This is a genomic window from Streptomyces sp. LN549 (assembly GCF_043203805.1).
In the GTDB taxonomy this organism is placed as follows: domain Bacteria; phylum Actinomycetota; class Actinomycetes; order Streptomycetales; family Streptomycetaceae; genus Streptomyces.
This window is the reverse complement of the sequence record NZ_JAZHRI010000002.1, coordinates 7,485,903-7,511,899: the sequence shown is the minus strand read 5'-3', so window position 1 is coordinate 7,511,899 and position 25,997 is coordinate 7,485,903. Positions and strand designations below refer to the sequence as shown.

Below are 25,997 nucleotides of genomic sequence, written 5' to 3'. Positions count from 1 at the left end.
TCCGCAGCACCCGGCCATCGCCGACTGCTGCGGATTCGGCACGTCCGCCAACCTGCGGCGGCTGATCAGAACCCGTCCTGAGCGTGCACGGAGATTGCGGGCATCGGGTGGTGCGGCGCTGTGGGTCGCCCGGTCGCGTAGCGGACGTACTCGCGTTGCAGCCGGAATCCGGCGTTCCAGGCGAGGAGGCGGCCGGGACGGTCCTCTCGCGCGCAGGAAAGACTCGCGGTGCGGCCGCGGCCATCGATGTCCGCGCACAGACCGGTCACACAGGCGTGTGCGAGGTGCTCGGACCGGCGGTCGGGAACCGTGACACATGCGATGTCCTCGTACACGCTGCCCCGGAGATACGTGCAGGCCACGGCGAGAATCCGGCCCCTGTGGAAGGCGGCCCACCCACATCCGGAGGCGGCGAGGCCCGCCGAGCCCTCCCAACTGGCGTGAATCCAGGCCGCTTCCGGCCGCAGCGCCGCGAGAGCCGGGGCGTCCTTGGGCACGAGCGGGCGTACCGTCACACCGCGCATCAGCCGCTGCACCGGTGCGGATGCAAGCGCGCGGCGGACGTAGAGCATCCGCTCCTGCGGCACGATCCTCTCGAACGAGGCGCGCAGGACCGGAAGGAAGCGGGACGGCGCCTCCACGTAGCTGTCGGCGAAAGGAGCAAGGGAGTCCAGCGCGAGGGCGTACGGATCGCCGCGCAGGACTACGTGGTTCGCACAGCTCACTGCGACGGCCTGTGGCTGGACAACGCTGTCGGCCCACCAACGGCCGGCCCCGGTGCGTATGACGTGTTCGACGAGGGTGGGAGGCCCCGCTGTTCCGGTGGGGAACCAACGGGCCGGCCCGAAGAGGCTGTTCGGCTGAAGCTGGATCACGTGCGGCACCACCTGCTGGTTCGAGTGCGGGGCGGGGCGGGCCTGTTGGGGACCGCCCCGCGATGTCTGGGACCGGGGCAGTCCGTCGCCCGCGCGCACGTCCTCCCGGACCGTCCCGTATTTCTGTCGGTGAAGTCACGACAGCGCGACGCGGGGAGTCGGTGTCAGAACCGATCCGGATACTTGATGGACAGCACCAGGTATCCGAGAAGGCTCGCAGCGACGATCAGACCGACGATGTTCTCAGTGGTCACGGGTGCACACCATCGGACCCACTGCGGGCACGGGGCATAACAACTCCTTCACGGTCTACGGGGAGAGAAGGCTGGAGGGGGTGCGGGTCCCGGACGGTTCAGAGCCCGATGTCGCGGCCGTTGATGTCGGCGAGGGACTCTCGGCGTATCAGCAGCCGGGCGCGGCCGTCGTGGACGGCGACCACGGGCGGGCGGCCGACCGCGTTGTAACTGGATGCCATGGAGAGGTGGTAGGCGCCGGCGACCGGGATGGCCACCAGGTCTCCAGGGTGGATATCGTCCGGCACCGTCGCATCGGCAGCGAGTACGTCGCCCGCCTCGCAGTGCCGGCCGACGACGGTCGCCGTGCAGGGTTCGGCCGTCGAGCGGCGGCCGATGAGGCGGGGCGCGTAGCTGGCGCCGTACAGCGCGGGCCGCGGGTTGTCGCTCATTCCGCCGTCCACGGCCACGAAGACGCGGTCGCCGTTCCGCTTGACGGCGAGCACCCGGTAGAGCGCCACGCCTGCGGGCCCCACCAGGGCGCGGCCGGGCTCGATGGTGAGCCGGGGCACGGGGATGCCGGCCGCGGTGCAGCTCGTGGCGAGTTCGCGACGGAGGCGGTCGCCGAGGGACGGGATGTCGAGCGGGTCCTCCCCCGGCCGGTAGGCGACCGCGTGTCCGCCGCCCATGTCCAGTTCGGGCAGCACCACCCCATGCTGACGGTGAACGTGGGCCAGCAGCCCGACCATGCGCCGGAGCGCGGTCAGGTAAGGCTTGACCGTGGTGATCTGCGAGCCGATGTGGCAGTGCAGTCCGGCCAGTTCCAGGTGCGGCTGGTCGAGGATCCGGGCGATGGCGTGCTGGGCGCTGCCGTCGGCGAGGGAGAGCCCGAACTTCTGGTCGTCCGTGCCGGTGCGGATCGCGGCGTGACCGCCCGCGCTGACGCCGGGGACCACACGTACCAGCACTTTCTGGCGGGCGCCGTCCGGAATGAGCGCGGACAGTCGGGCGATCTCCCACGCGCTGTCGATGACGATCCTTCCGACGCCGAGTCGCAGTGCGGCGCTCAGGTCGTCCGGGCTCTTGGCGTTGCCGTGCAGCACGATGCGCTCAGGAGGGAAGCCGTTGGTGACGGCGAACTCCAGCTCACCGGCTGAGCAGACGTCCAGGCCGAGGCCCTCCTCCTGCACCCAGTGCAGGAGCGCGCGGCAGAGGAACGCCTTCGCCGCGTAGATGACGTCCGTGTCCGGGAAGGCCCGCAGGTAGGTGCGGCAGCGTTCCCGCACCTCGCCCTCGTCGAGGAGGTAGACCGGCGTCCCGAAGCGCTCGGCGGCCTCGACGAGGGAGACACCTCCCACCGCGACATCGCCGCGGGAGGTGAGCCGCGCGGAAGCGGGCCAGACCGACAGACCTGCGGCGTTGGCCGGCGGCACGGGGACTGCGCGCGGCAGGGTCGGCACCGACGTCGGAGCCGGAAGTGCCGGCAGTGGTGTGTTCATGGTGTTCCCCCAGCCGGTCATGAGGTTGATGCGGGAGACAACGACGGTGTGCCGCTCGCGCGCAGCGTGTCAGTCACTCGCGAATCCCGGGCGGGCCGATGCTTGCGCTGCGGCTCACCGCTCGTAGGGCTGTCCGCCCTGCCAACGGGTGCGGCGCCGGGCCCTGGGGCGGCCAGCTGCGGGTCGACGGTGAGGCCGACAACTCCTAGGGGCGCAACGAGGGCGCGTACCGCCGGTTCGGAGAGCCGGATCCAGGTCTGCTGCTGGCCGAGGGTGCGGGTCAGCTGTCGCTCGTTGGTGAAGGCGACTGCGGTGCGGACGCCGAGAGGCGTACGGAAGAGCCGGGCACAGTAGCCCACGGGCCCTGGCCGGACCGGAACGAACAATGCTCCGACCCGGTTCGAATGAAGGGGGTCGGGGTCCTCGGCACGCTGGTTGTCGTTCATGGCACTCCTCGTGGAGACGGGTCGGCGCCCCGGCCTGCTCGTACGCCGGGGCATACCAATGACGCTATGCCCACTCCTACCGGGCCGGAGGTGTCCGTTGGCGAACCCTTGATCCCGGATGCCCGACCCTTGACGCGCGATTGACAGAGATCGAAGCGGTCGACGGCCTTGATCAGGCCGATCGTGCCGACCTGGACGATGTCCTCCATGGCCCCGGTCCCGCGGTTGCGGAAGCGGCCCACCGCGAACTGCACCAGGGAGATGTTCATCTCGATGAGCGTGTTCCGCGCGTACTGGTACTCACGGGTGCCTCGTTGAGGGCCTGGAGCCGGTCGAAGAACACCTTGGACAGCGCCCGTGCGTCCCTGGGAGCGACCTTCCTCGCATCCTCGATCCGTGGCAGGCCGTTGCTTTGCTCGGCCGCCTGTGTCCCTGCTCCGTGTTGTACGGACCTACCTGCGCCACGCATGAATGTCGTCACGTCTGCGCCTTAGAAAGGAAACGGTTGAGGTTCGTAGGTGCCGCGGCGCCCCTGACAGCGTGGCCCTCACTCATGAGGCGGACCCCGCCTCCGGCGATCGCTCCGGCCGCTCGGCGCGTTCCACGGAGGAGGACGGGTCGAGCGGCCACCCGGGCAGTTGCCCCGAGTGTCAGGCAGCCTCACCGACACGCCGGCGTGGCCAGGTCAGTTCACGCCAGTCGGCTCAGCGCCGCCGAGACCAGTGTCCGGACACCGGGGACGAGCACCGCCGGGTCAGGGGCGAACAAAGGGCTGTGGTTTCCCGGTACGTTGCCGAACTTCTCGGCCAGACTCGTTCCGGGGGCCGCCTCCCACACCGTGGGCGGGGTCGACGTCACATACCAGAAGTCGTAGGGCACGCCCTCGGGCGCGAGAAGGGAGAAGTCCTCGCTGCCCATCGCCGGACCGAAGTCGAACACCGTGGGCGATCCGAACAGTTCGCGGTGCACGGCAGCGATCTCGTTGTCGAGAAGGGTGTCGTTGACGGTGTTCGGGAATCCGGGACGGACCGTGAACTCCGGCGGGGTCGGGCAGCCGGCGGTCCGGCACTCGCCCGTGACGATGCGGCGGACGGCTCCGAGGACGCGGTCCCGCACATCCACGTCCTGCGTGCGCAGGTTCAGCGAGAGCCTGGCCTCGGCCGGGATGATGTTGTGCTTCGTACCGGAGTGGAACTGTCCCACCGTCAGGACCACCGAGTGGGCCGCCGCGACCTCGCGGGACACCACGGTCTGCAGGCGCGTGACGATGTAGGCGGCCGTCACCACCGGGTCGGTCGTCGACTCGGGGCGAGAGCCGTGCCCACCGACGCCGTGAACGACGACGTCGATGTCGTCGGAGGCCGACATGGTGAGGCCCGGCGTGTGCGGGTAGAAGCCGGCGAGGCCGGGCGCGGCATGCTGGCCGAACACCACGTCGGGGCGGGGGAAGCGAGTGTGCAGCCCGTCGGCGACCATGGCCGACGCTCCGCCGCCGGACTCTTCGGCGGGCTGCCCGACGACAACCAGCGTGCCCGACCATGTGCTGCGGGCCGCGGCCAGCGTGTCAGCGGCTCCCGCGAGCCACGTGACGTGCAGATCGTGGCCGCAGGCGTGCATCACACCGTCGACGGTGGAGGCGTATTCCAGACCGGTGGCCTCCTGGACCGGCAGTGCGTCCATGTCTCCGCGCAGCCATACGGTCGGACCGTCGCCATTGGCGAGAACGCCGACCACTCCGGTACCACCGACGCCTTCTGTCACGACGTAGCCGGCCGTACACAGCCGCGAGGCGAGCTTCGCGGCGGTGCGGTGCTCCTGGAAGGCGAGCTCCGGGTTGCGGTGGAGGTCCTGGTAGAAGTCTTCCAGGGCGGCGGGCTTCAGGCCGGCGGTGATCTCCTGCGTGAGGCGGGCGACGGCGGTCGGTTCGTTCATGCCGCTTCCTCCTTCTGTTCGAATGTCGGCACGCTCGCCAGAAGGCGGCGCGTATAGGGGTGTTGCGGAGCTCGGTAGAGGTCCCGCACCGGGCTCTGCTCCACCAGTTCGCCCCGACGCAGGACAGCGACCTCGTCGCTGATGTGGCGGACGACGGCCAGATCATGGGAAATGAAGATCATCGTCAGGGACAGGGATCGCCGTAGTTCCTCAAGGAGGTTGAGCACCTCGGCCTGTACGGAGGCGTCCAGCGCCGAGGTGATCTCGTCGGCGATCAGCACTTCGGGTTCCACGGCGAGAGCGCGGGCCACTGCGATGCGCTGGCGCTGGCCGCCGGAGAACTCGTGTGGGTACCTGTCGGCCGCGGAGCCGTCCAACGCGACTGTCTCCAGCCACCGTTCGACCGTTGCCGCATGCTTCCTGGCGTCGGCCCGCGCGGGGTCGACGGCCTCGGCGATGGCCTCACCGATCGTCATGCGCGGGTTGAGCGAGGCGTACGGGTCCTGGGAGACGAGCTGCACCCTCCGGCGGACCGCGGCGAGCTCCCTCCGCTTGAGACGGGTGAGATCCTCTCCGTCGAGGAGGATCCGGCCCGCCCGGGCCGGGTGGATGCCGACGATCGCCTTGGCGATCGTCGACTTTCCGGAGCCGGACTCGCCCACCAGGCCGAGGGTCTGCCCGACCCGGACCCCGGTGGACACTCCGTACAGCACCGTTCTCGCGCGCCGGCCGTGACCGAAGGCGACGGTCAGTGCCTCGACGGCCAGCTTGTGAGGGGATGAGGTCATTCGGCCTGTACCTCCTTGAATGCGGCATGGCAGGCCACGCCGCCGGCCGGACGCGGTCGTTCGGTCGCGCAGACCGTGTCGAGCACCACGGGGCACCGGTCGGCGAAGGCGCAACCGGTCGGCCGGGCGGCGGGCGTCGGCGGGCGGCCCCGGATCGTGGCGAGCGGTGCGCGTTCCCCGGTGCCCGTGTCCCGCAGTCGCGGGCTCGCGGCCAGCAGGGCCCGCGTATAGGGATGCCGGACGTGGCCCGCCCGCAGGTCGGCCGCGGACAGCTCCTCGACGACACGTCCCGCGTACATCACCATGACCCGATGGCACACGGTGCCGACGACGTCGATGTCGTGGGAGATGAGGAGCACGCTCGTACCACGCAGGCGGTTGATGTCCTTCAGGAGATCAAGGACCTCGGCCTGGACGGTCACGTCGAGGGCGGTGGTCGGTTCGTCGGCGACGATCAGCCGCGGACCGGGCAGGAGGGCCGCGGCGATCATCGCGCGCTGCCGCATGCCGCCGGACAGCTCGTGCGGATACTGCTTCATGACCCGGGCGGGTTCCTTGATCCGTACCTGCTCCAGGGCCTCGACGGCCCGCCGGTCCGCCTCCGCCCCGCGCACGCCTTGGTGCACACGGAGCGTTTCGGTGAGCTGACCGCCCATCCGCAGCGCGGGGTTGAAGGAGGACGACGGGTCCTGGAAGACGATGCCGATCTCGGTCGCCAGACGTCTGGGGTCTGCTTCAGGGGCGGCCAGGTCGAGGTCGTCCAGCGACAGTTCCGCGGCATGGGCGGACAGCCCCTCCGGCAGGAGGCGGGCTACGCTCATCGCCGTCAACGACTTGCCGGAGCCGGACTCTCCCACCAGGCCAACGATTTCCCCGGGCATGACGTGGAAGGAGACGTCGTCGACGAGACGGGTGCCGTCCGGCAGGACCACGGCCAGACCGTCCGCCGTCACCAGGGCGTTCCCGGGAGCCCGGTGCGAGGGCGTGGGGGTGGCGGTGGGAGGTGCGGCCGCGGCTTTCGCCCTCCCTCCGCGGGGATCGAGCGCTGCGGCGAGACCGTCGCCGACGAAGCCCGCGAGGACTCCCGTGATGGTGATGGCCACCGCCGGGCCGATCGCCTCGGCGGGGTTGGTGTAGAGCGACTCCAGGCCGGAGTTGAGCAGCCCGCCCCAGTCGTAGTCCGGTGCCTGTACGCCGACCCCCAGGAAGGAGAGACCGGACAGTGCGACGAGCACATTCGCGAAGGCCACCGACAGCAGCACCAGCAGCGGCCCGGAGATGTTCGGCAGGAGGTGCCGGACGAGCACGCGGTACGGCGGTACGCCCATCAGGCGCGCCTGCGCCACGAAGTCGCGCTGTGCCACCGACGCCGCCATGTTCGCCGTGAGTCTGGCGAAGGCGGGGGCACCGCCGAGACCGATCGCGAGGACGGAGGCGGTGGGCCCGGTCCCGAGGACCGTGGCGATCACCAGCGCCAGGATGAGCGCCGGGTAGGAGATCATCACGTCGATCAGGCGCAGGCCCAGCTCGCGCACGCGCCTGCCCGACACCCAGACGCCGGTGCCGAGCAGAATGCCGGTGACCGCGGCGATCGCGGTCGCGGCGAGGGTCATCATCAGGGTGAGGCGGGTGGCGACCAGGGTCCGGGCCAGCACGTCGCGGCCGAGAGCGTCGGTGCCGAGCCAGTGTTCGGCACTCACGTGCGCGCGGGCGGCGCCGCTCAGCACGGTCGCCTCCTCCTCCAGGAGAAGGGGCGCGGCGACGCCGAGGAGGATGATCAGTCCGAGGCCGGTGAGGGCGAGGACCAGGGGTGCGTTCCACCGTATGCGTCGCATCAGTGGCCTCCCTTTCCGGCCAGGGTGCGCGGGTCGAGCAGCGCGAGGACGATGTCGACGAGCAGGTTGAGCAGGGCGGCGAGCAGCCCCAGGACCAGGACGCAGCCCTGGATGACGGGGTAGTCGCGGACGAGGAGCGCCTCGACGACGCGCTGACCGATACCGGGCCAGGCGAAGACGGACTCGACGACGACCGTGCCGCCGAGCAGGCCTGCGAGGATCAGCCCGCCGAGGGTCAGCGTGGCGGTCAGGAGATTGGGCAGGGCGTGACGGGCGTACAGGCGCAGGGGAGGCAGACGGCGGCCACGCGCGGTGCGCATGTAGTCCTGGGTGAGCACGTGTGTGGCCTCGCTGCGCACGATGCGGGCCATGACGCAGGTGGCCGGCAGTGCCAGAGCGGCGACCGGGAGCACCATCGACGAGACGGTCTCGGCACCCGCCGCCGGGAACCAGCCCAGCTTGATGGCGAAGCCGAGGACGAGGAGGGTGCCGATGATGTACTCGGGTGTGGCGCCGACCGTTCCGGTGACGAAGGTGAACGAGGCGTCGGTGCGGCGGCTGCCGCGTGCCGCGGCGGCGAGCCCGATCGGCACGGCGAGCACCAGCACCACCAGGACGGAGAGGAGCGCGATCTCGGCGGTGAACGGCAGGCGGCCGCCGATGATGTCGGCGACGGGCTCCTTCGTCTGGAAGGAGGCACCCACGTCACCGCGGAGCAGACCGCCCGTGTATATGCCGAACCGTGTGAGCAGCGGCTGGTCCAGGCCGAGGTCGTGGCGGGCCCGCTCCACGTCGGCGGGCATGGCGTCGGCGCCGGCGGCCACGCGCGCCGGGTCGCCCGGGATGAGCTGCACCATCAGGAACGTGCCGGCGACGAGCGTGACCGCGACGGCGGTGAGCCCGGCAAGACGCCGGACGAGGAAGCTGCCCCAGGGGCCGAGCCGCGTCGGGCGCCCGGCCCTCGCGGTCGTCCCGCCGGCCGGTGCCGCCGCCATCAGCCGGTGATCCGGAGGGTGGAGAGGGCCAAGGACCCGCTCGGCGTCGCGAAGGAGACGCCCTTGCGGGCGACGTAGCGCACATCGACCGTGGCGAGCGGGATCACGTCGTTGGCCCTGAGCAGCGCCTCCTGCGCCTTCTGCCAGGCGGCGCACTTGGCATTGCGGTCCGTGGTGGAGGTGGCGGCGACGTAGTTCTCCGCGTACGCCGCGTTCTTCACCGCGCCGTAGTTGAGGCCGCCCTTCGCCGGTTCCGGGCCCAGGAAGTAGGTGCCTCCGCGCGCGAGGGCGCCTGCGATCAGCGGGAAGACGGTGGCGTCCCAGTCGCCCTGGTTGGCGGTGACGTCGGTGGCCCAGGTGGCGTTGTCGGCGTTGGTGAGCTTCACCTCGGCGCCGGCGGCACGCAGGGCCTCGGCGACGTAGGAGTTGCCGGCGCCGCCGGCGACCGCGTTGGACCCCTCCAGCTTGATCGAGACGCCCTTCAAGACCTGTTTCGCCGCAGCCGTGTCCGTCCTGGTCAGCAGGGAGCCGTCGGTGGAGACACAGGCTGCCTTCTCGTCCACGTACGAGGTCAGGGTCTGTCCGGTGCCGCCGAAGACGTTGTTGAACGCGTCCACGCTGATCGCCTGCGCGATCGCCTTGCGGACCTTCGGGTCGGCGCCCGGGCGCCCGGGGCGCTGGTTGAATCCGATGTAGTTGCGGATGAACGGCGCGGACGTGACCGTGAACGTGTCGTGGCCCGTGAACCGCATGGCGTCCGTGCCGGTGAGGGGAGCCAGGTCGAGGGCGCCGGTCTGCAGCTGGTTGGCGAGAGTCGACTCGTTCTTCGAGATCTGGATCCGCAGGCGGTCGGCCGGCTTTCCCGCGGGCGTCGAGGCAAACCGCGGGTACGCCTCGAAGCCCGTGCGCAGCCGCAGTTCGTACGAGGCTCCGCGCCGCGCCGTCGCCATCTCGTAGGGGCCGGAGGCCGCGCCCTTGACGGCGCCCTGAGCGAGTGCGGCGGTGCCCGCGTCGAGGCCGGCCCCGCAGATGATCCCGGCGCCGGTGCCGGACAGTCCGGCGAGGACCTCACCCCACGGGGCGGCGGTGGTGATGGTGACGGTGCCGGCCGCGTCGTCGCCGGTGATGGTGGTCTTCGCTCCGACGTTCGCGGCGCCGAAGGTGAGCAGGGCGCCGGCCGAGGTCGCCCGGTAGCGCTTCAGGGAGGCGACGACCTGCGAGGCGGTGAGCGCCGATCCGTCGGAGCAGGTCAGTCCCTTCTTCAGAGTCAGAGATGTCTTCGTCGGCGTGGACGTCCAGGTGTCGGCGAGACCGGGGACGAAGGTACCGCCGTCGTCCTGGCCTATCAGTGGCTGGTACAGCAGCGACGTGATGAGGTAATCGGTCGCACCCGCGCCCTTCGCCGGGTCGAACGAGGTGACGTCGGAGGTGACACCGATCTTGGCGGTGCCTCCGCTCCTGTCGCCGCCCGAGGAAGGACCGCCGGACGGGCCGGTGGTGCAGGCGGAGGCCAGGAGGGACGTGGCGGCGGCCATGATGGCGCCGGAGAGGAACCGCGAACGGGGCATGGAGGACTCTCCAGGGCTGAGGGCTGAGAGCGGGGCGGTGCTGCGGTGTGTTGCGGGATACAGAACAGGCCACTTCCCGATCGGCCCCGCAATTGCAAGAATCCGCATCAGGAAGGTGACCGCATGCATGAATCCGCAGGCTCCGTCGGCCTGAAGGCGACAGCCACCCCTCCCCGGGGAACTCTCGATGAACTCGATCTCGCACTCGTCAACGCCCTGCAGATGGCGCCCCGCGCTCCCTGGGCGCAGCTGGCCCGTCCGCTCGGCGTGGACGCCGCGACGCTCTCCCGGCGCTGGGCCCGGCTGCGTGACTCGGGTGAGGCATGGGTCACCTGCTACGCCGCTCCCTCCCAAGTCACCTACGGCGCCCTCGCCCTGATCGAGGTGTCGTGCCTGCCGCAGGCGCGGGAAGCTCTGGCCGAGCAGCTTGCCCGACACCCGCAGGCGATGAGCGTGGAACTGGTGGCGGGATCGTGCGACCTGCTCCTGACTGTGGCCACGGCGACGATGTCGTTGATGAGCGGGTACGTTCTCGCCCTCGGCCGTATCGAGGCGGTGACCGCCACGCGCACCCACCTGGTGCAGCACGTGCACCGGGACGCGAGCGAGTGGCGCATGGACTCCCTCTCCCGTGACCAGCGGCGCGATCTGACGGAGGCCGAGGACGGCGGCGTCCGTACCGCCGCGGCCACGCTCACGCCCGAGGACCGCGTGCTGCTGCTCGTCCTCGCCGAGGACGGCCGCCGCTCCGTCACGTCGATCGCCGCCGAACTGAGCCGTCCGGAGTCGACGGTGCGACGGATGCTGCACTCGCTGCTCCACGGCGGCAGAGCGGTGCTGCGCTGCGACGCCGCGCACCTGCATGCGGGCTGGCGCAGCTCGGCGACGCTCTGGATGTCCGTGCCGCCCGCCCAGCTCATGACCGCGGGCGACGAGTTGAGCCGGCTGCGGAACACGCGTATGGCGGCGTCGGTGTCCGCCGAGGCGAACCTGCTGAGCGTCGTGTGGCTGCACGCCCTGGACGACCTCGCTCACTACGAGGTCCGGGCCGCTGCCAGGATCACCTCGGTGCGTGTGCTCAACCGGGCCGTGAACCTGCGCTGGGTCAAGCGCATGGGCCGCCTGCTCGGTGAGGACGGCCGCAGCACCGGCTGTGTCCCGGTCGACCCGTGGCACCCGATCGCCTGAAATCGCTCCTCGTCCGAATCGCTCCGTCCGACAGAACCCCTCCTTCCCGAGCACGCTGCGTTTTCCGGCACATCACCCCGGCTCTTGGCGGATCCATGCAATCCACAGGCTGGGCGGGGCCGGTCCCCGAGGCTGACACCACCGTCGGCCGGCTGACCGGCCGGCCGGCCTCAGCCTCCGAACGGGAAGGACCCCATGTCCAGTCGCACGCCCGCCGGCGAAGACCTCGTCCACCTCAGCGCCACTGAGGCTCTCCGGCTCTTCGCCCGCCGTGAGCTGTCACCCGTCGAGCTCATGCGGGCCGTCGTCGAACGTGCGGAGAAGGTCGAACCGCGGATCAACGCCTTCACCGAGCGGCTCTTCGACGAGGCACTGGAGCAGGCCCGGCACGCCGAGGACCGCTACCTCGGCAGGAACGGTCTGGCCCCCCGCCCGCTGGAGGGGATTCCGGTGGCGGCCAAGGAGAAGCACGCCATCCTGGGCCGCACCCTGACCGAAGGCTCCCTCGCCCACGAGGGCCGCGTCGCCACCGAGAACGCTCCCGTAGTCGACCGACTCCTCGACGCGGGCGGCATCATTCACGCCCGCACCGCGACCCCCGAGTTCTCCCTCACCACTTTCACCCACTCCCGTATGTGGGGCATCACCCGCAACCCCTGGAACCTCGGCTTCACCCCCGGTGGCTCCTCCGGCGGTGCGGGCGCCTCCCTCGCCGCCGGCACGACCCTGCTCGCCACGGCCTCCGACATCGGCGGCTCCACCCGCATCCCGGCCGCGTTCACCGGAACCGTCGGCTTCAAGGCCCCCTACGGACGCAACCCCGGCCTCGGCGTGCTCGCAGCCGACCACTACCGCGGCGACGGCCCCATGGCCCGCACCGTGGACGACGTCATCGCCTTCCAGAACGTCCTGGCCGGCCCCGACCCCCGCGACCACACCTCGATCCGCCCCAAGCTGACCCTGCCCACCTCGTACGGGGATGTGACCGGAACGCGTATCGCCCTGTGCGTGCGGCTTGGCGAGTACGACGTCCATCCGGAGGTCGAGGCCCACACCCGCGCCGCCGCCCGGGCCCTCGCCGACGCCGGCGCACACGTGGAGGAGGTCACCCTCCCCTGGACCCACCTCGACCTGCTGACCGCGGTCGCCGGCCACTTCTCGACCATCCTCGGCGCCCTCGTCATCGAGGCCGCCGAATCCCATCGCGAGCTGCTCAGCCCGTATGCGGTCGCCTTCGCCGACACCATGGCCTACGCCCGCACTCGGGTGAGCTACCTCGATGCCCTCCGCGCCGAGCACCGGTTGCAACGAGGGCTCGCCACTGCCATGGACGGATTCGACACACTGATCTGCCCCACCACCGCCATCCCCGGCTGGCACGCGGGTGATGACCTGTCCGGCGACAAGGTCGTGGTGCACGGCGAGGAAGTGGCCGACACCCTGTGGAGCGCCATGACAACGCCTTTCAACATCAACAACCGCTGCCCCGTCCTCAACGTCCCTTCCGGCATGTCGAGCTGGGGAATCCCCACCGGCCTCCAGATCGTCGGCCACCCCTACGACGACCCCGCGGTCTTTCGCGTCGGCAGGGCTCTGGAGGCCGTCCGGCCCTGGTCGTACGCACCGATCGAAGACTGCCTTTCGTAACCACAGCGGGGACGCCGGGCCGACCGCACCGGCCGTTCTCGTGGTCGACGCAGCTCGGTCGCCCGACCTCACAGCCGGCGCCCGACCGCCGTATTCCTCCGGACCCCCCGCCGGCCCTCCAGGCGGCCGACGCCTGACAAGCGCTGCCGGGCGCGGCGTCCAAGTGCCCCCGCCGGCGCGGGAATGCCCATGGTCAGTGACCGGCGAACCGGCTCACACCCACCAGCCCACCGTCGAAAGGCAGTTCCTGTGAACGCCCCGCAACCCGATCTGCTCTGGCCGGTATACGACCGGCCGGACGCCCTGACAGCGATCGAGTCCATCCCTCTCCAGGACCGCGGCCTGCCCGTTTCCACGTACGACGTACTGACACGCGCCGCCGCGCTGTGGCCCGACCGGCCGGCTCTCACCGTGCTGCCCAGCGCGGAGCAGTGGACGCGCGGCGAGACCGTGTCCTTCGACCAGCTCCGCGACCAGGTGCACCGCATCGCCAACCTCTTCCACCGCCACGGCGTCCGCCGTACCACCGCCGTGGGCCTGCTGACCCCCAACGCCGGCCTGCTGCCCGCCACCCTCCTGGCCGCCCAGCTCGCGGGCTGCGCGGCACCGGTCAACCCGGCACTCGCCGCCGGCCACGCCGAACGGCTGTTGGATCTGGGCGGGGCGAGGGTCCTGGTCGCGGCCGGACCTGAACTCGACGCCGACGCGTGGCGGACGGCCCGCACCGTCGCGGCATCGCTCCGCTGCTCCGCGCTGTTCGCCCTGCGTCCCGTCGGCGCACCCGATCCCGCGCCCGAACTGGAACGGGTCGAGGGGGTGCACGTCGCCTATCTGCACGTCGAGGCCGCCGCCCAGCCGGCAGAGCTCCATCCTGGCGTCATGCCTCCGAAGGCCGGTGACCTGGCCGCGTACTTCCACACCGGCGGCACCACCGGCGCCCCCAAGCTGGCCGCGCACACCCACGCCAACGAGGTGACCGACGCCTGGATGATCGCGGCCAACAGCGTGTTGGACTCCGATTCCGTACTCTTCGCCGGACTGCCGCTGTTCCACGTCAACGCCTTGGTCGTCACCCTGCTGGCACCGCTGCTCCGCGGTCAGCACAGTGTGTGGACCGGTCCCCTCGGCTACCGTGAACCGGCGCTGTTCGCGGTCTTCTGGAAGATCGTCGAGCATTTCCGGATCGCCACCATGTCCGCGGTCCCGACCGTCTACGCGGGCCTCGCCCGGGTGCCGCTCGACGCGGACATCACCTCGCTGCGCTTCGCGATCGTCGGCGCGTCCCCTCTGCCGCCGGCGGTACGTGCGGCGTTCGAGCGCCACACCGGCGTTCCCCTCTGCCAGGGGTACGGACTCACCGAGGCCACCTGCGGCAGCGCTCGGAGCTTCCTGCACGAACACCAGCGCCCAGGGGCCGCGGGCCAGCGCATGCCCTACCAGCAGGTGAAGACGGTACGGATCGACAGCGACGGCAACTGGCACGACCTCCCGCAGGGGGAACCCGGCATCCTCGCCATCAGCGGCCCCACCGTCTTCCCCGGCTACGTCGTCGGCCACGACGCCACCGGACCGCGCATGGACACCCTCGGCAGTGTGCGCGACGGCTGGCTCAACACCGGCGACCTCGCGCGCGTGGATCCCGACGGGTTCATCCACCTGCTCGGCCGCGCGAAGGACCTGATCATCCGCGGTGGCCACAACATAGACCCCGCCGTCATCGAGGATGCCCTCCTCGCCCACCCGGCCGTCACCGGCGCAAGCGCCGTCGGACGCCCCGACCCCCACTCCGGCGAGGTCCCCGTCGCCTACGTCACCCTCGGACCCGGCACGACCGGCACCGGACCCGACGAGCTGATCGCCTTCGCCGCGCAGCACGTACCCGAGCGAGCCGCTGCCCCCAAGGACGTCATCGTTCTGCCGTCCCTGCCTCTGACCGACATCGGCAAACCTTCCAAGGTTCCTCTACGCCTCGACTCCACGCGGCGCGCGATCTCCACAGCCCTGGCCGGCCTCGGCGTTGCTGTCGCCGACGAACAGATCCGATGTGAACTGGCGGACGGCCGCCCGATGGTTTCCCTGCCTCCCGTCGACCCCGGCGAGCGCCGCCGGATCACCGCCCGACTCGCCCCGTACGACGTGAACTGGGCCTTCACGGATACCGGCACCCGATGACCGCGGAAGGGCAGGTCACCGGCGGCAGCGCGCAATGGTGGGCCTTGCCGGGCTACCGACGGGGACCGCGAGCATCCGTCTCCCCCGGTAACGCAGCCGCTCACACAGTTGAGCCTCGGTTCGCGGAGGTGAACGCACGCAGCCGGTTCGAGGTCTGACCACCGGCTCGCCTGCCGGGTCCACGTGGTGCACCCACGAGGGCAGTCAGCTGAATGCATGGACCAGGGCAGCGGGAAATGTCCGCCCAGCGCTCGTGTCCCGCCGCTTCGCGAGCAGGCAGGCAGGCAGGCAGGCAGGTGGTCTCGTATCCGAGGGGCTGAGCGCGCCTGCTGTCCTGAAAAGGCGCAAGGTGGAACTGGTGAGAGATTCGCTGCGCGGTGCGGTCAGGGGCGGAGCGTGCGTAAGCGTGCGTATGGGAAGGCTTGGGAGGCGACGATGCCGGGAGACCCGTTCGGGCTGACTAAGCTGCTCGCCGCAGCGGAGGACGCGGCGCCGGGGGCGTCTCTCGCTGTGGTGGCGCGCAATCTGCGCGACCGGTTCTCCGCGCGGGCGGTGTCGTTCCTGTTCGTCGATGTCGTCGGCCAGCAGATGGTGCGGGTCAGGGACGAGACCGCCTCGCAGTTCGACCACCGCGCCGGTCGTATCCAACTGGCCGGCAGCGTCTACGACCGAGTGCTGCATGCCCAGGAACTGGTGCAGGCCCCTGACGCCGGTCACGGCAAGCGGGTGCTCGCCCCGGTGAGCAATCGCGGCGACACCATCGGGGTGCTGGAGTTGTCCCTGCCGCACGTCAGCGAGGAGATCCTGGAAGAGGTCCGCGAGGCCGCTCACGCGCTGGCGTACATCATCGTCACCGACCGCCGCTTCACCGACCTCTACCGCTTGGGCCAGCGCGCCACCCCGCTCAGCCTGGCCGCCGAGATCCAGCGGCAGCTCCTGCCCGACGCACCATCCTGCGAAGCCGCACAGTTCGCGCTCGCCGCGTCCCTCGTGCTCGCCGAATCCGCCGCCGGGGACACCTACGACTACACCCTCGACCACGACACCCTGCACCTGTCGATCACCGACGCCATGGGCCACGACGTCAACGCAGCACTCATGGCCACCCTCCTGGTCAACGCCTCACGCGGCGCCCGCCGAGACGGCACCGACCTGGCAGAGCAGGCCCGCCGGATCGATCAGGCCCTCCTCCACCACGGCAACCACACCCTCGCCACCGGACAGCTCCTGCGCGTCGCCCTGGACGGAACCGGCTCACAGCTCGTCAATGCCGGACACCCCCCACCCCTGCTCCTGCGCGGCGGCGCAGTGAACGAGGTGCGCCTGGACGTCGACCTGCTCTTCGGTGCACCCGGCGGCACCACCTACCGCATCCAGGACCTCGACCTGCGCCCCGGCGACCGCCTCCTGCTCTACACCGACGGTATGCAGGAGCGACAGGCCGACTCCGTCGATCTGCCCCGCCTGATCCATGACACCGCCTCCGAACATCCCCGCGAGGTCGTGCGCGCCCTGGCAACAGCGGTCACCGACGCCTTCGACGGCCGCCTGGCCGACGACGCCACCGTACTGTGCCTCGACTGGCACGGCCCCCACCACGACGGCCGCCACGCCCACCCGGAGCCGACCGGACAGGCACTGCCACATGCCGCGCAGGAGAAGAAGGGAGGCGTACAGCAGTGAATGTGCGAGCAGACGGTCCGGCACCCCCTTGTTCGCCAGGTGGGTGAAGCAGCTCGCGCGGGCGTCGTACGAACGGATCCGCCGCAGCGCGTTCTCGGCCATGACCGTGTACGCCCGCTCACGTGTGCCCTGCCGAGCCCGTCCACGAGCACGTACCCGTTGCCTTCGTACCTCTCCCCCGCACGTGCTTCTCTGCGATCTGCGTGGCCCTGAGATCAGCGGGGGCCTTCCTCACCAGGCCGGGCACGGGAAGCTGCCGCTCGCCTGCAAGCGACTGTTACGCCCGGCGGGCGGCATGGCCCTCGCACCTGTTCGCCGCCGACCGTCCCGACCAGTTCCGGGTCCTCGTCACCTGAACAGCAGCACGGGCCACTACGCTGTCTGGCCCCGACACCAGCACACTCACGAGGGACTCCACGGGAAACTGAGTCCTCGTGGAGCGGCTACCCCTCGCGTCGGCTCCCCCGTGGCCGGGACATCAGCACACACAACGCAAGCAGAAGGCGTCCAGCGACGCGGTGGTCACACCGCTGTCGCTGGACGCCTCGCCGACACCTGTCCTCGGCTGGTTTGAGGTTCAGGGCCTCACTTGAGGGCGTAGGCCCGCGTGATGGTTTGGACGGTACGGCTGCCCGCGGAGTCCCAGACCTCCGTCTTGAGGGTCACGAAACCGTTGGTGTCCGCCAGCTTGGGGTGCCACAGCAGTGCCTGGAAGGAGTTGTCGTCCTTGCGCAGCATCGCGGTGGGCTTCCAGGTGGCGCCGTCGTCGTAGGAGACGGAGACCTTGGCGCCGGCGACCGCCGTGGAGCCGGCCCAGCCCTTGGGGCGTGCCGCGTTCACGGTGAAGGTGTACGGCAGTCCGGCCCGCGCCTGGTTGAGCACGTTCAGCTGCAGGTCGTAGTCGAGCAGGAGCACGGGCATGGACTCACAGACCTTGGGCGTGGGAATGAACGCCGTGTCGCAGTCCTTGATGGCCATGGTGGTCGGTGCCGCCTGGCTGAAGTTCCATTCCGTGCGCATCTGGCGGCCCAGGGTGACGCCGGGGACGTCAGTGGTCAGCTTCTGATCGAGGACGTACCGGTAGTCCGCCTTCTCCTGCGCCAGCTGGCCGAACCCGGTGATCGGCTGCCCGTTGAGGTAGTAGCTCCAGGTCCCGGTCAGGCCCGACAGGGTGTGGGTGGGATCGTTGTCGGCGCCGGTGCTGCCGGGCAGCTTCTGCCAGACGTCGGCGCGGCAGAACACACACGGCCCGAACTCGTACTGGGACAGGTGATTCGGCGCGTCGAACCAGCTCCGGGTGTAGGACTTGCCCGGGGTGAGGTAGGTGCCACTAAGACCGTTCATCCGCCAGGCCGAGGAGTTGAAGTTGGCCGACACGCTCGGCTGGTACGTCACCCCGGTGCCCGCGAGGAAGTAGTCGTCGCGGGTGGTGCCCTGGTTAAGGGGCTGGCCGACGGAGCCGGTGCTCACCTGATGGGGACCCCAGATGTTCATGTTCTCGGCGCCCAGGCGCCGGGCGCCGTCGGAGTGGAACGTATTGGTGACCTTGGCGAAGTCCTTGACGTCGACGCTCTTGGCCAGGTCGGCGGGGATCCCGTCGTCGGTGAAGTGCGGGTTGTAGGCGTAGCCCGACTCCAGGACGCCCTTCAGGGCGATCCGGACCTTGTCCTTGGCCAGCAAGCCCTTGAGGATTGCGGCGTTGTCGTAGGTGGCGTGGGCGACCGGGATGGTCTGGCCGGCGGGGACGCCGCTTCCGGTCGGCCCGGGAACGGCAGGGGCCACGATCATCGCGACGGCTCCGGCAGCCGCGGCCCTGGCGGCCTGATCGTCGGCCTTGGTGACGTCGGCCACGGAGACCAGAACGGTCTTGCCCTTGACGTCGGTACCGGCGAAGTCCTGCTCGGTGCCGGCGCCCAGGTCGACCAGCTCGGTGTGCTTGGTGCCCTCGAAGCGCTTCGCGTTCACCGAGGACTTCAGCGGGATGGTCACGTGCCCGGGGCCCGTCACCTCCAGCTGGACCAGCGGTTCGCGCCGGGCCAGGGAGGTCTCCAGGCGCAGCGCGCCGGTGGTGGCGCCGTCACTGGGGATGGCACCTTGCCTGGTGTCGGCGAGGTTGAGCAGGTTAGCGATGCCGGAGAAGCTCGAGTAACCGCCTGCGGTGCCGGGGTCACGGACGACGAACGTGGTCGCCTGGCCGTTCTCCAGCGGCCGCTTCTCACCCTTGATCCTCACGCTGAGGTCGGTGGCGGTGGTGCCGTCGATGGTGAAGGTCTGGTCCCGGTCACTCACCTCGATATCGGGCACGGCGAACAGGTCGGCCGCGTAGGAGACCGCGCCGCCGGTGGGAGCCGCCGAGTAGACCGAGCCGTTGATGGAGTACTTGCCGAGCGGCACCGACAGGGTGGCGGTGCCGTTGGCGTACATGGTCTGGCTCTGCCAGAAGGTGTTGTCCACCCCGTGCAGGGTGAACCTGACCGCACTGGGGGTTTTCCCAAAGCGGTCCGTGACCTTCAGCGTGACCTCGTGCTGCTCGACGGAGGTGACGAAACCGAGGGCAGCATGCGCCGACTCACCGCTTGCGGCGGTGGCGGTGACGGACCCGCTGTACCGGCTGGTCTTGAGTCCGTTGGGGTCGAGGGTGACCGTGACCTCGGCGGTGGAGCCGGCCGGAACGGTGACCTGGCCGTCGGACAGGCCCGCTCCCGCGAGGGCCAGCGTGCCGGCGGGGACCTCGGCGCCGCTCGCGTCCTTGACCGAGGCGGCCAGGGTGACGACGGTGTCGCTCGTGGCGTTGTTGCGGAGCGTGAGAGTGCGGGTCCGCTTCTCGTATGTGCCCTTCTGCCACGGGATCACGCGGAAGTCGGCCGTGCCGGACAGCTCCAGTGACGGGTCGAGCGCGGCGGGGATGTCGACCCGGCCGTAACCCTGCTGGTAGACGGTCTGGTCCGCGGCCGACTTGGCGTGCGCGGTCAGGACCTCCTTGATGCGCTGCCCGGTCCAGTCGGGATGGTGCTGCTTGAGGATCGCTGCGGCACCGGCCACGTGCGGGGTGGCCATCGAGGTGCCGTTGGCCGAGGTGTAGTTGGCGTCCACGGGGGTGCCCATGGTGGTGCCGGCCGCTCGGGCGGCGACGATGCCTACACCCGGTGCGGTGATCTCGGGCTTCATCGCCATGTCCCCGAGCCGCGGGCCGCGGCTGGAGAATTCGGCGAGCGCGTCGGACTTGTCGACGGCGCCGACGGTGAGGGCCGTGTCGGCAGCGCCGGGGGTGCCGAGCGTGCTCTCACCGGGGCCGCTGTTACCGGCCGCGATGACGAAGAGGGCGTCCGAGGAGGCGCTGAGCGAGTTGACCGCGTTGGTCAGGACGTCCTCACCCGGTGCGTCGGTGCCGCCGAGGCTCATGCTGACGACGTCGGCGCTCTGCTCGATCGCCCACTCCATACCGGCCAGGATGCTGGAGTCCGCGCCGTGCCCGCTGTTGTCGAGCACCTTGCCGATCAGCAGGTCGGCGCCGGGGGCGACGCCCTTGTACTTGCCGCCCGAGTTGGCGCCGCTGCCCGCGATGGTGGACGCGACGTGGGTGCCGTGGCCGTGGCCGTCCTGGACAGTCTGGCCGTTGACGAAGCTCTCGCTCCGGACGATCTCGGACTTGATGTCGGCGTTGGTCAGGTCGGCACCGGTGTCCAGCACGGCGACCTTCACGCCCTTGCCGTCGTACCCCTTGGCCCATGCCTCCGGGGCACCGATCTGCGGCACGCTCTTGTCCAGCGAGACCTTCGCCCTGCCGTCGTACCAGACCTTTGCCACTCCGGCGGTTCCGGGAACGACACTGCTGTCGCCGCTACGGGTGACCGAGGAGCTGGGCCTGACGGCGCGCCAGAAGCCCTTCGCGCCGTCCTTGTGCACCTTGACGGCGGACAGGCCCAGCTCGGGCAGGACGCGCTGGTTGTCGCTGCCCGGCAGGTCTTCGGCCTTCTGCTTCAGGGCAGCGGCGGCGGGCGTGCCCTTGAAGTCGACGATGGCCGGGACCTCGGCGGTCTTCGCGTCGCCGTAGCCGTCCCTGATCATCCGGCTGACGTTGAACAGTTCGCTGTCCACCGTGTCCGAGGCGATCGCGGCCGTCGTGTCGTCCGGATAGACGTACAAGTCACCGTTCTGCCCGCTTGCGGTCTCGAACGACCTGGACGTCCCTGCCGCGGACAGGATGCTGACCGCCTGCCGGCCGTCAGCCTCGGTGGTCAGCGCCACCGTGTCCCCGGTGATCAGCGTAAGCGTCGACGTGGACGCTGTCTTCTTCTCGGTCGCGGGCTGCACGAGGGAGCCGCTCTGCGGGGTCGCCGCAGCAACTGCTACCGGTAGTTGACTCGTGAGTGACAGGGCGACCGCCACTGCCACTCCGCCGACGGCAGCGGTACGCCGCCGTCTCTCGCGGAATATGTACATCGGGTTCCTTTCACACGCTCAACAGACAGGCGCGCCAAAGAAGGTGATGTGTGGACGGGCTTGGTGGTGACCAGCCGAAACGTCCGTACGATGCCGCGCCGCCCGGAACCTAACCGGCGGGGGACCAGCGGATCCAGAGCCACCGTGGCGCATCTGCGCCACATGGCGCTTTGTTGCCACGATCCGATGCGCGAGTCATGCCGGTTGGTGCCCGGTGACCGGTTCGTGAACATCCGTCATCCAGCCCAGCCGGGCCGCCTGCCATCCCAGCTGCATCCGGCTGGAGACGCCCGCCTGGTCCATGAGGCTGTGCACCCGCCGGTTCACCGTCCTTTTGCCGATGCCGAGTTGGCGTGCGATCGCGTCATCGGTGAGTCCCGAGAGCAGGAGAGTCAGCATCTGGACATCCGGCTGCGTGAGAGGCCCCTGATCGGAGATGGGATTCAGCGGCAGTGCGGACGCCCAGACCATCTCGAATAGGGCGAGCAGAGCTTCGAGGAGTGGCCCCGGGTGGATCAGGAGGGCCACCTGTGGCAGTTGCGCCTCCTCGGCACGCAACGACACCAGTGCCGTGGCTCTGTCGACGATGACCAGTTTGAGCGGGACCTGGTTGAGTACGCGGGCCCGCTCGCCGGCGTCGACGTATTGCTTGATCTCCCGCATCGCACCGGTTTCGGCCACAGCCAAGCGGTCGTACACGGTCCGGTACGTGACACCGGCCGTCAGCTGGTCGAGCTCGGCAAAATTGAGATCCCCGGGCACCAGGTACGGCGGTGCGTCGAACCTCAGCACCCGGTTACGGGCATTGCGCTGGATCTGCTCGTATCGCAGCGCCAGGCTCTCGTCGGGAACGATCTCGGCTACCTCCTCCAGAGCAACCGGGCCCGACGCCGCTTTCCGATACTCCTTGGTGAGCCGGTCCAGGACGCCCCGCGCGCTCCGGAGCTGGTTCATCCGCGTGAGGAGCAGTTCCTCACCGGCTATGTCGGGCGGAGAGGCGACCAGCCGCGCAGGCCGCTCATCGGTGAGGGTCACCAGCCCTTTGGCCACGAGCCCCTGCGTCGCTTCCTCCGTCTGCGCATCACTCAGGTTGAGCCGCTGCCGCACCTGATCGGTACACATACGCCCCGATCTGACGAGGAATTGGTACATCTGCGACTCGTTCGTGCTCAGCCCCAGCGTCTCCAGCATCTGCGCCCTTCCTCCGAGCCGGCGGCGTTCGGACGGCGGCAGCCCCCCGAGCATCCGTCGTTCTGTCGAAATGCTCCGCGTACACGGTGTCCGCCACGCGAGCCCTTGTCCGTGACAGGCGAGTGGCGACCCTGCGGTCGTCCACATCCCCGTCACGGACGATCAGGCCGCCCGTCTTCAGATGCTCGATCCGTAAGGGCACGCCCGCTTGCAATGGCCGAAGTCAGCGAGCCGGCCCGCCGCCGACCGGAACAACTCCCCGACCGACGCGGGGCGGTCGGCACGCCGAAGCAGCCCCCACGGACAGATCATGCCGTTCTCGGCAGCAAGCCTGCACCTGTGGCGAAGGAACGAGCGGTGGAGCCGCGCGAGGAGGGGAAATGTCCGGCCCGGGCGCGGCTGCGCCGTAGGGTTTCACTGGTGAGAACGCCGCCTCAGCGCCTGGATCACCACCACCGCGAACAGCACGGCCGCCGCGGGTGCCGCAGCCTTCCTGAGCAGGACGGGCAGCGCAGCCGCACCGAGATCGATGGCCTCCGGCTCGGGTGCGAGCCTGCCCCGGAGGGTTTCCGTGGCGCTCGTCGTGGGCGTCGGCGACGGGCCGGGACCGGCATTCCGCAACAGCTCCTCGAGCCGGGTGGCGAACTGCTGGACGATGCGGTCGCCGACCTCGGTCATGATGCCCCGGCCGAACTGCGCCGGCCGGCCGGTGATGTCGAGGTCCGTGCGCACACGCACCACGGTTCCGGCCGGAACGGCGCTCAGCGTCGCGGTGACCCTGGCCGACGCGGTTCCCGCGCCCCGGGTCTCGCTTCCGCTGAGGTCGAGGAACATCGACCGGGCGGATCCGTCGCGGGTGACGGTTCCCTCGCCGCGGTAACTCATCTGTACCGCGCCGACCTTGACCTTGACGCGGCCGGTGAACGAGTCGCCGTCAAGGGTGTCCAGTACGGCGCCGGGCATGCAGGGCGCGACCCGGTCGAGGTCCTGGAAGAGCTTCCAGGCGTCGTCGAGGCCGGCGGGGACGGTGAAGGAGTGGTCCAGCTGCATGGTTGTCCAATCAAAGGGCGGCCGGCTTGGGATGCGGCGCCGGTTCAGGTGTTGGGCGGACTCAGGCGTCGGCGGCCGTACGGATCAGCGCGCGCACCCGGCTGGGCGAGAGGGGGCCGCGGCGTACGACCACGCCGAAGGGGCGCAGCGCGTCCTCGACGGCGCCGGCGAGTACCGCCTGGGGCGCGATCGCGCCGCCTTCGCCGAGTCCCTTGACGCCGAGGTCGTTCATCGGGCTCGGGGTGAAGATCTCGTCCATGTCGAGGTCGGGTATTTCCGAGGACGTGGGCACCAGGTAGTCCATGTAGGTACCGGTGCGGGGCTGGCCGTCGGGGCCGTAGATCATCTCCTCGTACAGTGCCCCGCCGATGCCCTGCGCGATGCCGCCGGTGACCTGCCCTTCCGCGATCATCGGGTTGACGATGTTGCCCGCGTCGTGGACGACGACGTAGTGCAGGATCTTGACCTCGCCGGTGTGTTCGTCGACCTCGACGACGGCGGCATGGGCTCCGCTCGCGACGGCGAATCCCGGTGGGCGGAAGTGCACGGTCTCGCTGATCTCGGTGCCGTGCCGGCCGTCGGTGGGTTCGGGAGTGCCGGGCAGCGGTGCCTTCCCGGCGAGTTCCGCCAGGCCGATGGACGGGCCTCCCCGCTCCTTGGCCCGCACGAGGCCCTCGCTCAGGTCCAGGCCGTCCGCAGCGACACCGAGGCGACGGGCTGCCGCTTCGATGATCTTCTCTCGGACGAGTCGGCCTGCGCGGTGGGTGGCGTTCCCCGCGTTGACCAGAGCGCGGCTGGCGATGGTGCCCACGCCGAACGGGGTGGCATCGGTGTCGCCGCCGACCACATCGATGACATCGGGCGGTACCCCGATGGCGTCCGCGGCGATCTGCGCCATGGACGTGCGGTGTCCTTGCCCCTGGGAGGGGGCGCCGATGGCGAGCCTCACCCGGCCGTTTGGGGCGATGTCGATGCGTGCGGTTTCGAACGGTCCGAGGCCGGTGGCCTCTATGTACATCGCGAATCCGATGCCGATGTGTTTGCCGTCGCGGGCGCCTTCGCGTTGTTGGGCGCGTACTCCCTCGACGTCCGCCTTCGCGACGGCGCGGCGCAGGAGTTCGGGGAAGTCCCCGGAGTCGTAGGTCTGCGGGCTGCCCGAACGGTCCACCAGGCCGGTCGCGTAGGGCATTTCGTCGGGGCGCACAAGATTGCGCGCCCTCAGTTCCTCAGGGTCGATGCCCAGTTCCGCTGCGAGCCGGTCCATCGCCCGTTCCATGGCGAAGACCGTCTCCGGACGGCCGGCTCCCCGGTAGGGCGTGGCGAAGGTGGTGTTGGTGAGCGCCCCGACGACATCGATGTGCACGTTCGGGATGCGGTAGGGGCCCAGGAGGTGGCACAGCGAGTTGTACGGCACGACCAGGCCGGTCATGTTGTACGCGCCGAAGTTGACGGTGATCCGGTCGCGTACGGCGATGAGGCGGCCATCGGCGTCCGCGGCGAGCTCGATGCGGTGGATCTGTTCGCGGGCGTGCGAGGAGGCGGTGAGGTTCTCGTTGCGGTCCTCGCGCCACAGCACGGGACGGCCGAGACGACGGGCGGCGTGCGGGACGAGGAGTTCCTCGACGTAGAGGATGCCCTTCTGGCCGAAGCCTCCGCCGACATCGGCCGCGATGACGTGGACCGTGGCGGATTCCAGGCCGAGGGTGTGGGCGATGGCGTCCCGCAGCCGGTGCGGGGTCTGGGTGCCCGACCAGACGGTCAGCCGGCCGCTGTACGGATCGACGTGGGCCGAGATCGCACGGGTCTCGATCGGCGAGGCGACGTACCGGTGGGCCTCGAACCGCTCGCTCACCACCGCATGTGCGCCGGCGAACGCGGCTTCCGGATCGCCGACGCGGGTGGCGACGGCGACCGCGGTGTTGTCCGGCAGGTCCTCGTGCAGCAGAGGTGCGTCCGGGGTCAAGGCGTGCTCGGGGTCGACGAGCACGGGCAGGGGCGCGTAACGCACCTCGACGAGTTCCAGCGCGTCCTCGGCGAGGTAGCGGTTCTCGGCGAGGACGACGGCGACGGGCTGGCCGACGTAGAGGACCTTCTCGCGGGCGAGCAGCGGCATGGGAGTCATCCGGACCACCGGATCAAGGAGCTCGGCGAGGCCCGGCGGGGTGCGCAGTTCTTCCTTGTTCAGCAGCGCGGGCAGGTCAGCCACGTCGTCGCCGGTCCACACGGCGACGACGCCGGGTGCGGCCAGGGCCGCTGTCACGTCGACAGATTCGATACGGGCGTGGGCGTGCGGGCTGCGCAGGAAGGCGGCTTCGACGGCGCCGGGGAGGGCGATGTCGTCGACGTAGCGGCCGTTGCCGCGCAGCAGCCGGTCGTCCTCGACGCGTGGGACGGACCGGCCGATCCAGCTGCCGTTGCCGGGCCGGGGCCGGTCGGAATCGTGGGACATGCG

General features: G+C 70.2%; 17 protein-coding genes and 1 pseudogene. 4 read left to right on the top strand and 14 right to left on the bottom strand.

The features are described 5' to 3' along the window. Window positions 1-65: 65 nt before the first annotated feature. The 10 genes and pseudogenes from SH922_RS33555 to SH922_RS33510 form a co-directional block, all read right to left on the bottom strand. Window positions 66-875, bottom strand: a complete 810-nt coding sequence (locus SH922_RS33555) for a GNAT family N-acetyltransferase (protein ID WP_393062317.1) — start codon at window positions 873-875, stop codon at window positions 66-68. Between the two features lie 164 nt (window positions 876-1,039). Then, window positions 1,040-1,129, bottom strand: coding sequence for a K(+)-transporting ATPase subunit F (locus SH922_RS33550; RefSeq protein WP_393062316.1), 90 nt, complete (start codon window positions 1,127-1,129; stop codon window positions 1,040-1,042). Between the two features lie 98 nt (window positions 1,130-1,227). Beyond that, window positions 1,228-2,607 carry a diaminopimelate decarboxylase gene (lysA, locus tag SH922_RS33545; protein ID WP_393062315.1) on the bottom strand — a complete coding sequence of 460 codons (1,380 nt, stop codon included), beginning with the start codon at window positions 2,605-2,607 and terminating at the stop codon, window positions 1,228-1,230. 17 nt (window positions 2,608-2,624) lie between these two features. Then, window positions 2,625-3,053, bottom strand: a complete 429-nt coding sequence (locus SH922_RS33540) for an SAV_915 family protein (protein WP_393062314.1) — start codon at window positions 3,051-3,053, stop codon at window positions 2,625-2,627. Between the two features lie 146 nt (window positions 3,054-3,199). Then, window positions 3,200-3,522 (bottom strand): annotated as a pseudogene (locus SH922_RS33535) (sigma factor); the annotation flags it as partial. A 221-nt stretch (window positions 3,523-3,743) separates the two neighbouring features. Beyond that, a complete protein-coding gene (locus SH922_RS33530) occupies window positions 3,744-4,985 on the bottom strand; it encodes an amidohydrolase (RefSeq protein WP_393062313.1) in 1,242 nt (413 codons plus the stop codon). After that, window positions 4,982-5,773, bottom strand: coding sequence for an ATP-binding cassette domain-containing protein (locus tag SH922_RS33525; protein ID WP_393062312.1), 792 nt, complete (start codon window positions 5,771-5,773; stop codon window positions 4,982-4,984). The genes SH922_RS33530 and SH922_RS33525 overlap by 4 nt, the downstream gene beginning before the upstream one ends. Further along, window positions 5,770-7,608 carry a dipeptide/oligopeptide/nickel ABC transporter permease/ATP-binding protein gene (locus SH922_RS33520; RefSeq protein WP_393062311.1) on the bottom strand — a complete coding sequence of 613 codons (1,839 nt, stop codon included), beginning with the start codon at window positions 7,606-7,608 and terminating at the stop codon, window positions 5,770-5,772. Before SH922_RS33520 ends, SH922_RS33525 begins: the two co-directional genes overlap by 4 nt. Next, entirely contained in the window at window positions 7,608-8,603 is a 996-nt protein-coding gene (locus SH922_RS33515) for an ABC transporter permease (protein ID WP_393062310.1), read from the bottom strand. The genes SH922_RS33520 and SH922_RS33515 overlap by 1 nt, the downstream gene beginning before the upstream one ends. Further along, entirely contained in the window at window positions 8,603-10,171 is a 1,569-nt protein-coding gene (locus SH922_RS33510) for an ABC transporter substrate-binding protein (RefSeq protein ID WP_393062309.1), read from the bottom strand. Before SH922_RS33510 ends, SH922_RS33515 begins: the two co-directional genes overlap by 1 nt. Before the next feature lie 123 nt (window positions 10,172-10,294). Here SH922_RS33510 and SH922_RS33505 point away from each other — a divergent pair, with 123 nt between their 5' ends. The 4 genes from SH922_RS33505 (at window position 10,295) to SH922_RS33490 (ending at window position 16,861) form a co-directional block, all read left to right on the top strand. Continuing rightward, entirely contained in the window at window positions 10,295-11,359 is a 1,065-nt protein-coding gene (locus SH922_RS33505) for an Lrp/AsnC family transcriptional regulator (protein ID WP_393062308.1), read from the top strand. Between the two features lie 195 nt (window positions 11,360-11,554). After that, window positions 11,555-13,006 (top strand): amidase, encoded by a 1,452-nt coding sequence (locus SH922_RS33500; protein WP_393062307.1) that lies wholly within the window; start codon window positions 11,555-11,557, stop codon window positions 13,004-13,006. Window positions 13,007-13,255: 249 nt separating this feature from the next. After that, window positions 13,256-15,178, top strand: a complete 1,923-nt coding sequence (locus SH922_RS33495) for an acyl-CoA synthetase (protein WP_393062306.1) — start codon at window positions 13,256-13,258, stop codon at window positions 15,176-15,178. 435 nt (window positions 15,179-15,613) lie between these two features. Continuing rightward, a complete protein-coding gene (locus tag SH922_RS33490; protein WP_393062305.1) occupies window positions 15,614-16,861 on the top strand; it encodes a PP2C family protein-serine/threonine phosphatase in 1,248 nt (415 codons plus the stop codon). Between the two features lie 585 nt (window positions 16,862-17,446). Here SH922_RS33490 and SH922_RS33485 read toward each other — a convergent pair. The 4 genes from SH922_RS33485 to SH922_RS33470 all read right to left on the bottom strand — a co-directional run bounded on the left by SH922_RS33485 (window position 17,447) and on the right by SH922_RS33470 (window position 25,994). After that, window positions 17,447-21,304: a S8 family serine peptidase gene (locus SH922_RS33485; RefSeq protein WP_393062304.1), complete on the bottom strand. Its 3,858-nt coding sequence runs from the start codon at window positions 21,302-21,304 to the stop codon at window positions 17,447-17,449. A gap of 195 nt (window positions 21,305-21,499) precedes the next feature. Then, a complete protein-coding gene (locus SH922_RS33480; protein ID WP_393062303.1) occupies window positions 21,500-22,495 on the bottom strand; it encodes a helix-turn-helix domain-containing protein in 996 nt (331 codons plus the stop codon). Window positions 22,496-22,909: 414 nt separating this feature from the next. After that, the gene (locus SH922_RS33475; RefSeq protein WP_393062302.1) at window positions 22,910-23,545 is read right to left on the bottom strand and encodes an SRPBCC family protein; all 636 of its coding nucleotides are present in this window, start codon (window positions 23,543-23,545) and stop codon (window positions 22,910-22,912) included. 61 nt (window positions 23,546-23,606) lie between these two features. Then, window positions 23,607-25,994: a xanthine dehydrogenase family protein molybdopterin-binding subunit gene (locus tag SH922_RS33470; protein ID WP_393062301.1), complete on the bottom strand. Its 2,388-nt coding sequence runs from the start codon at window positions 25,992-25,994 to the stop codon at window positions 23,607-23,609. Between the last annotated feature and the right edge of the window lie 3 nt (window positions 25,995-25,997).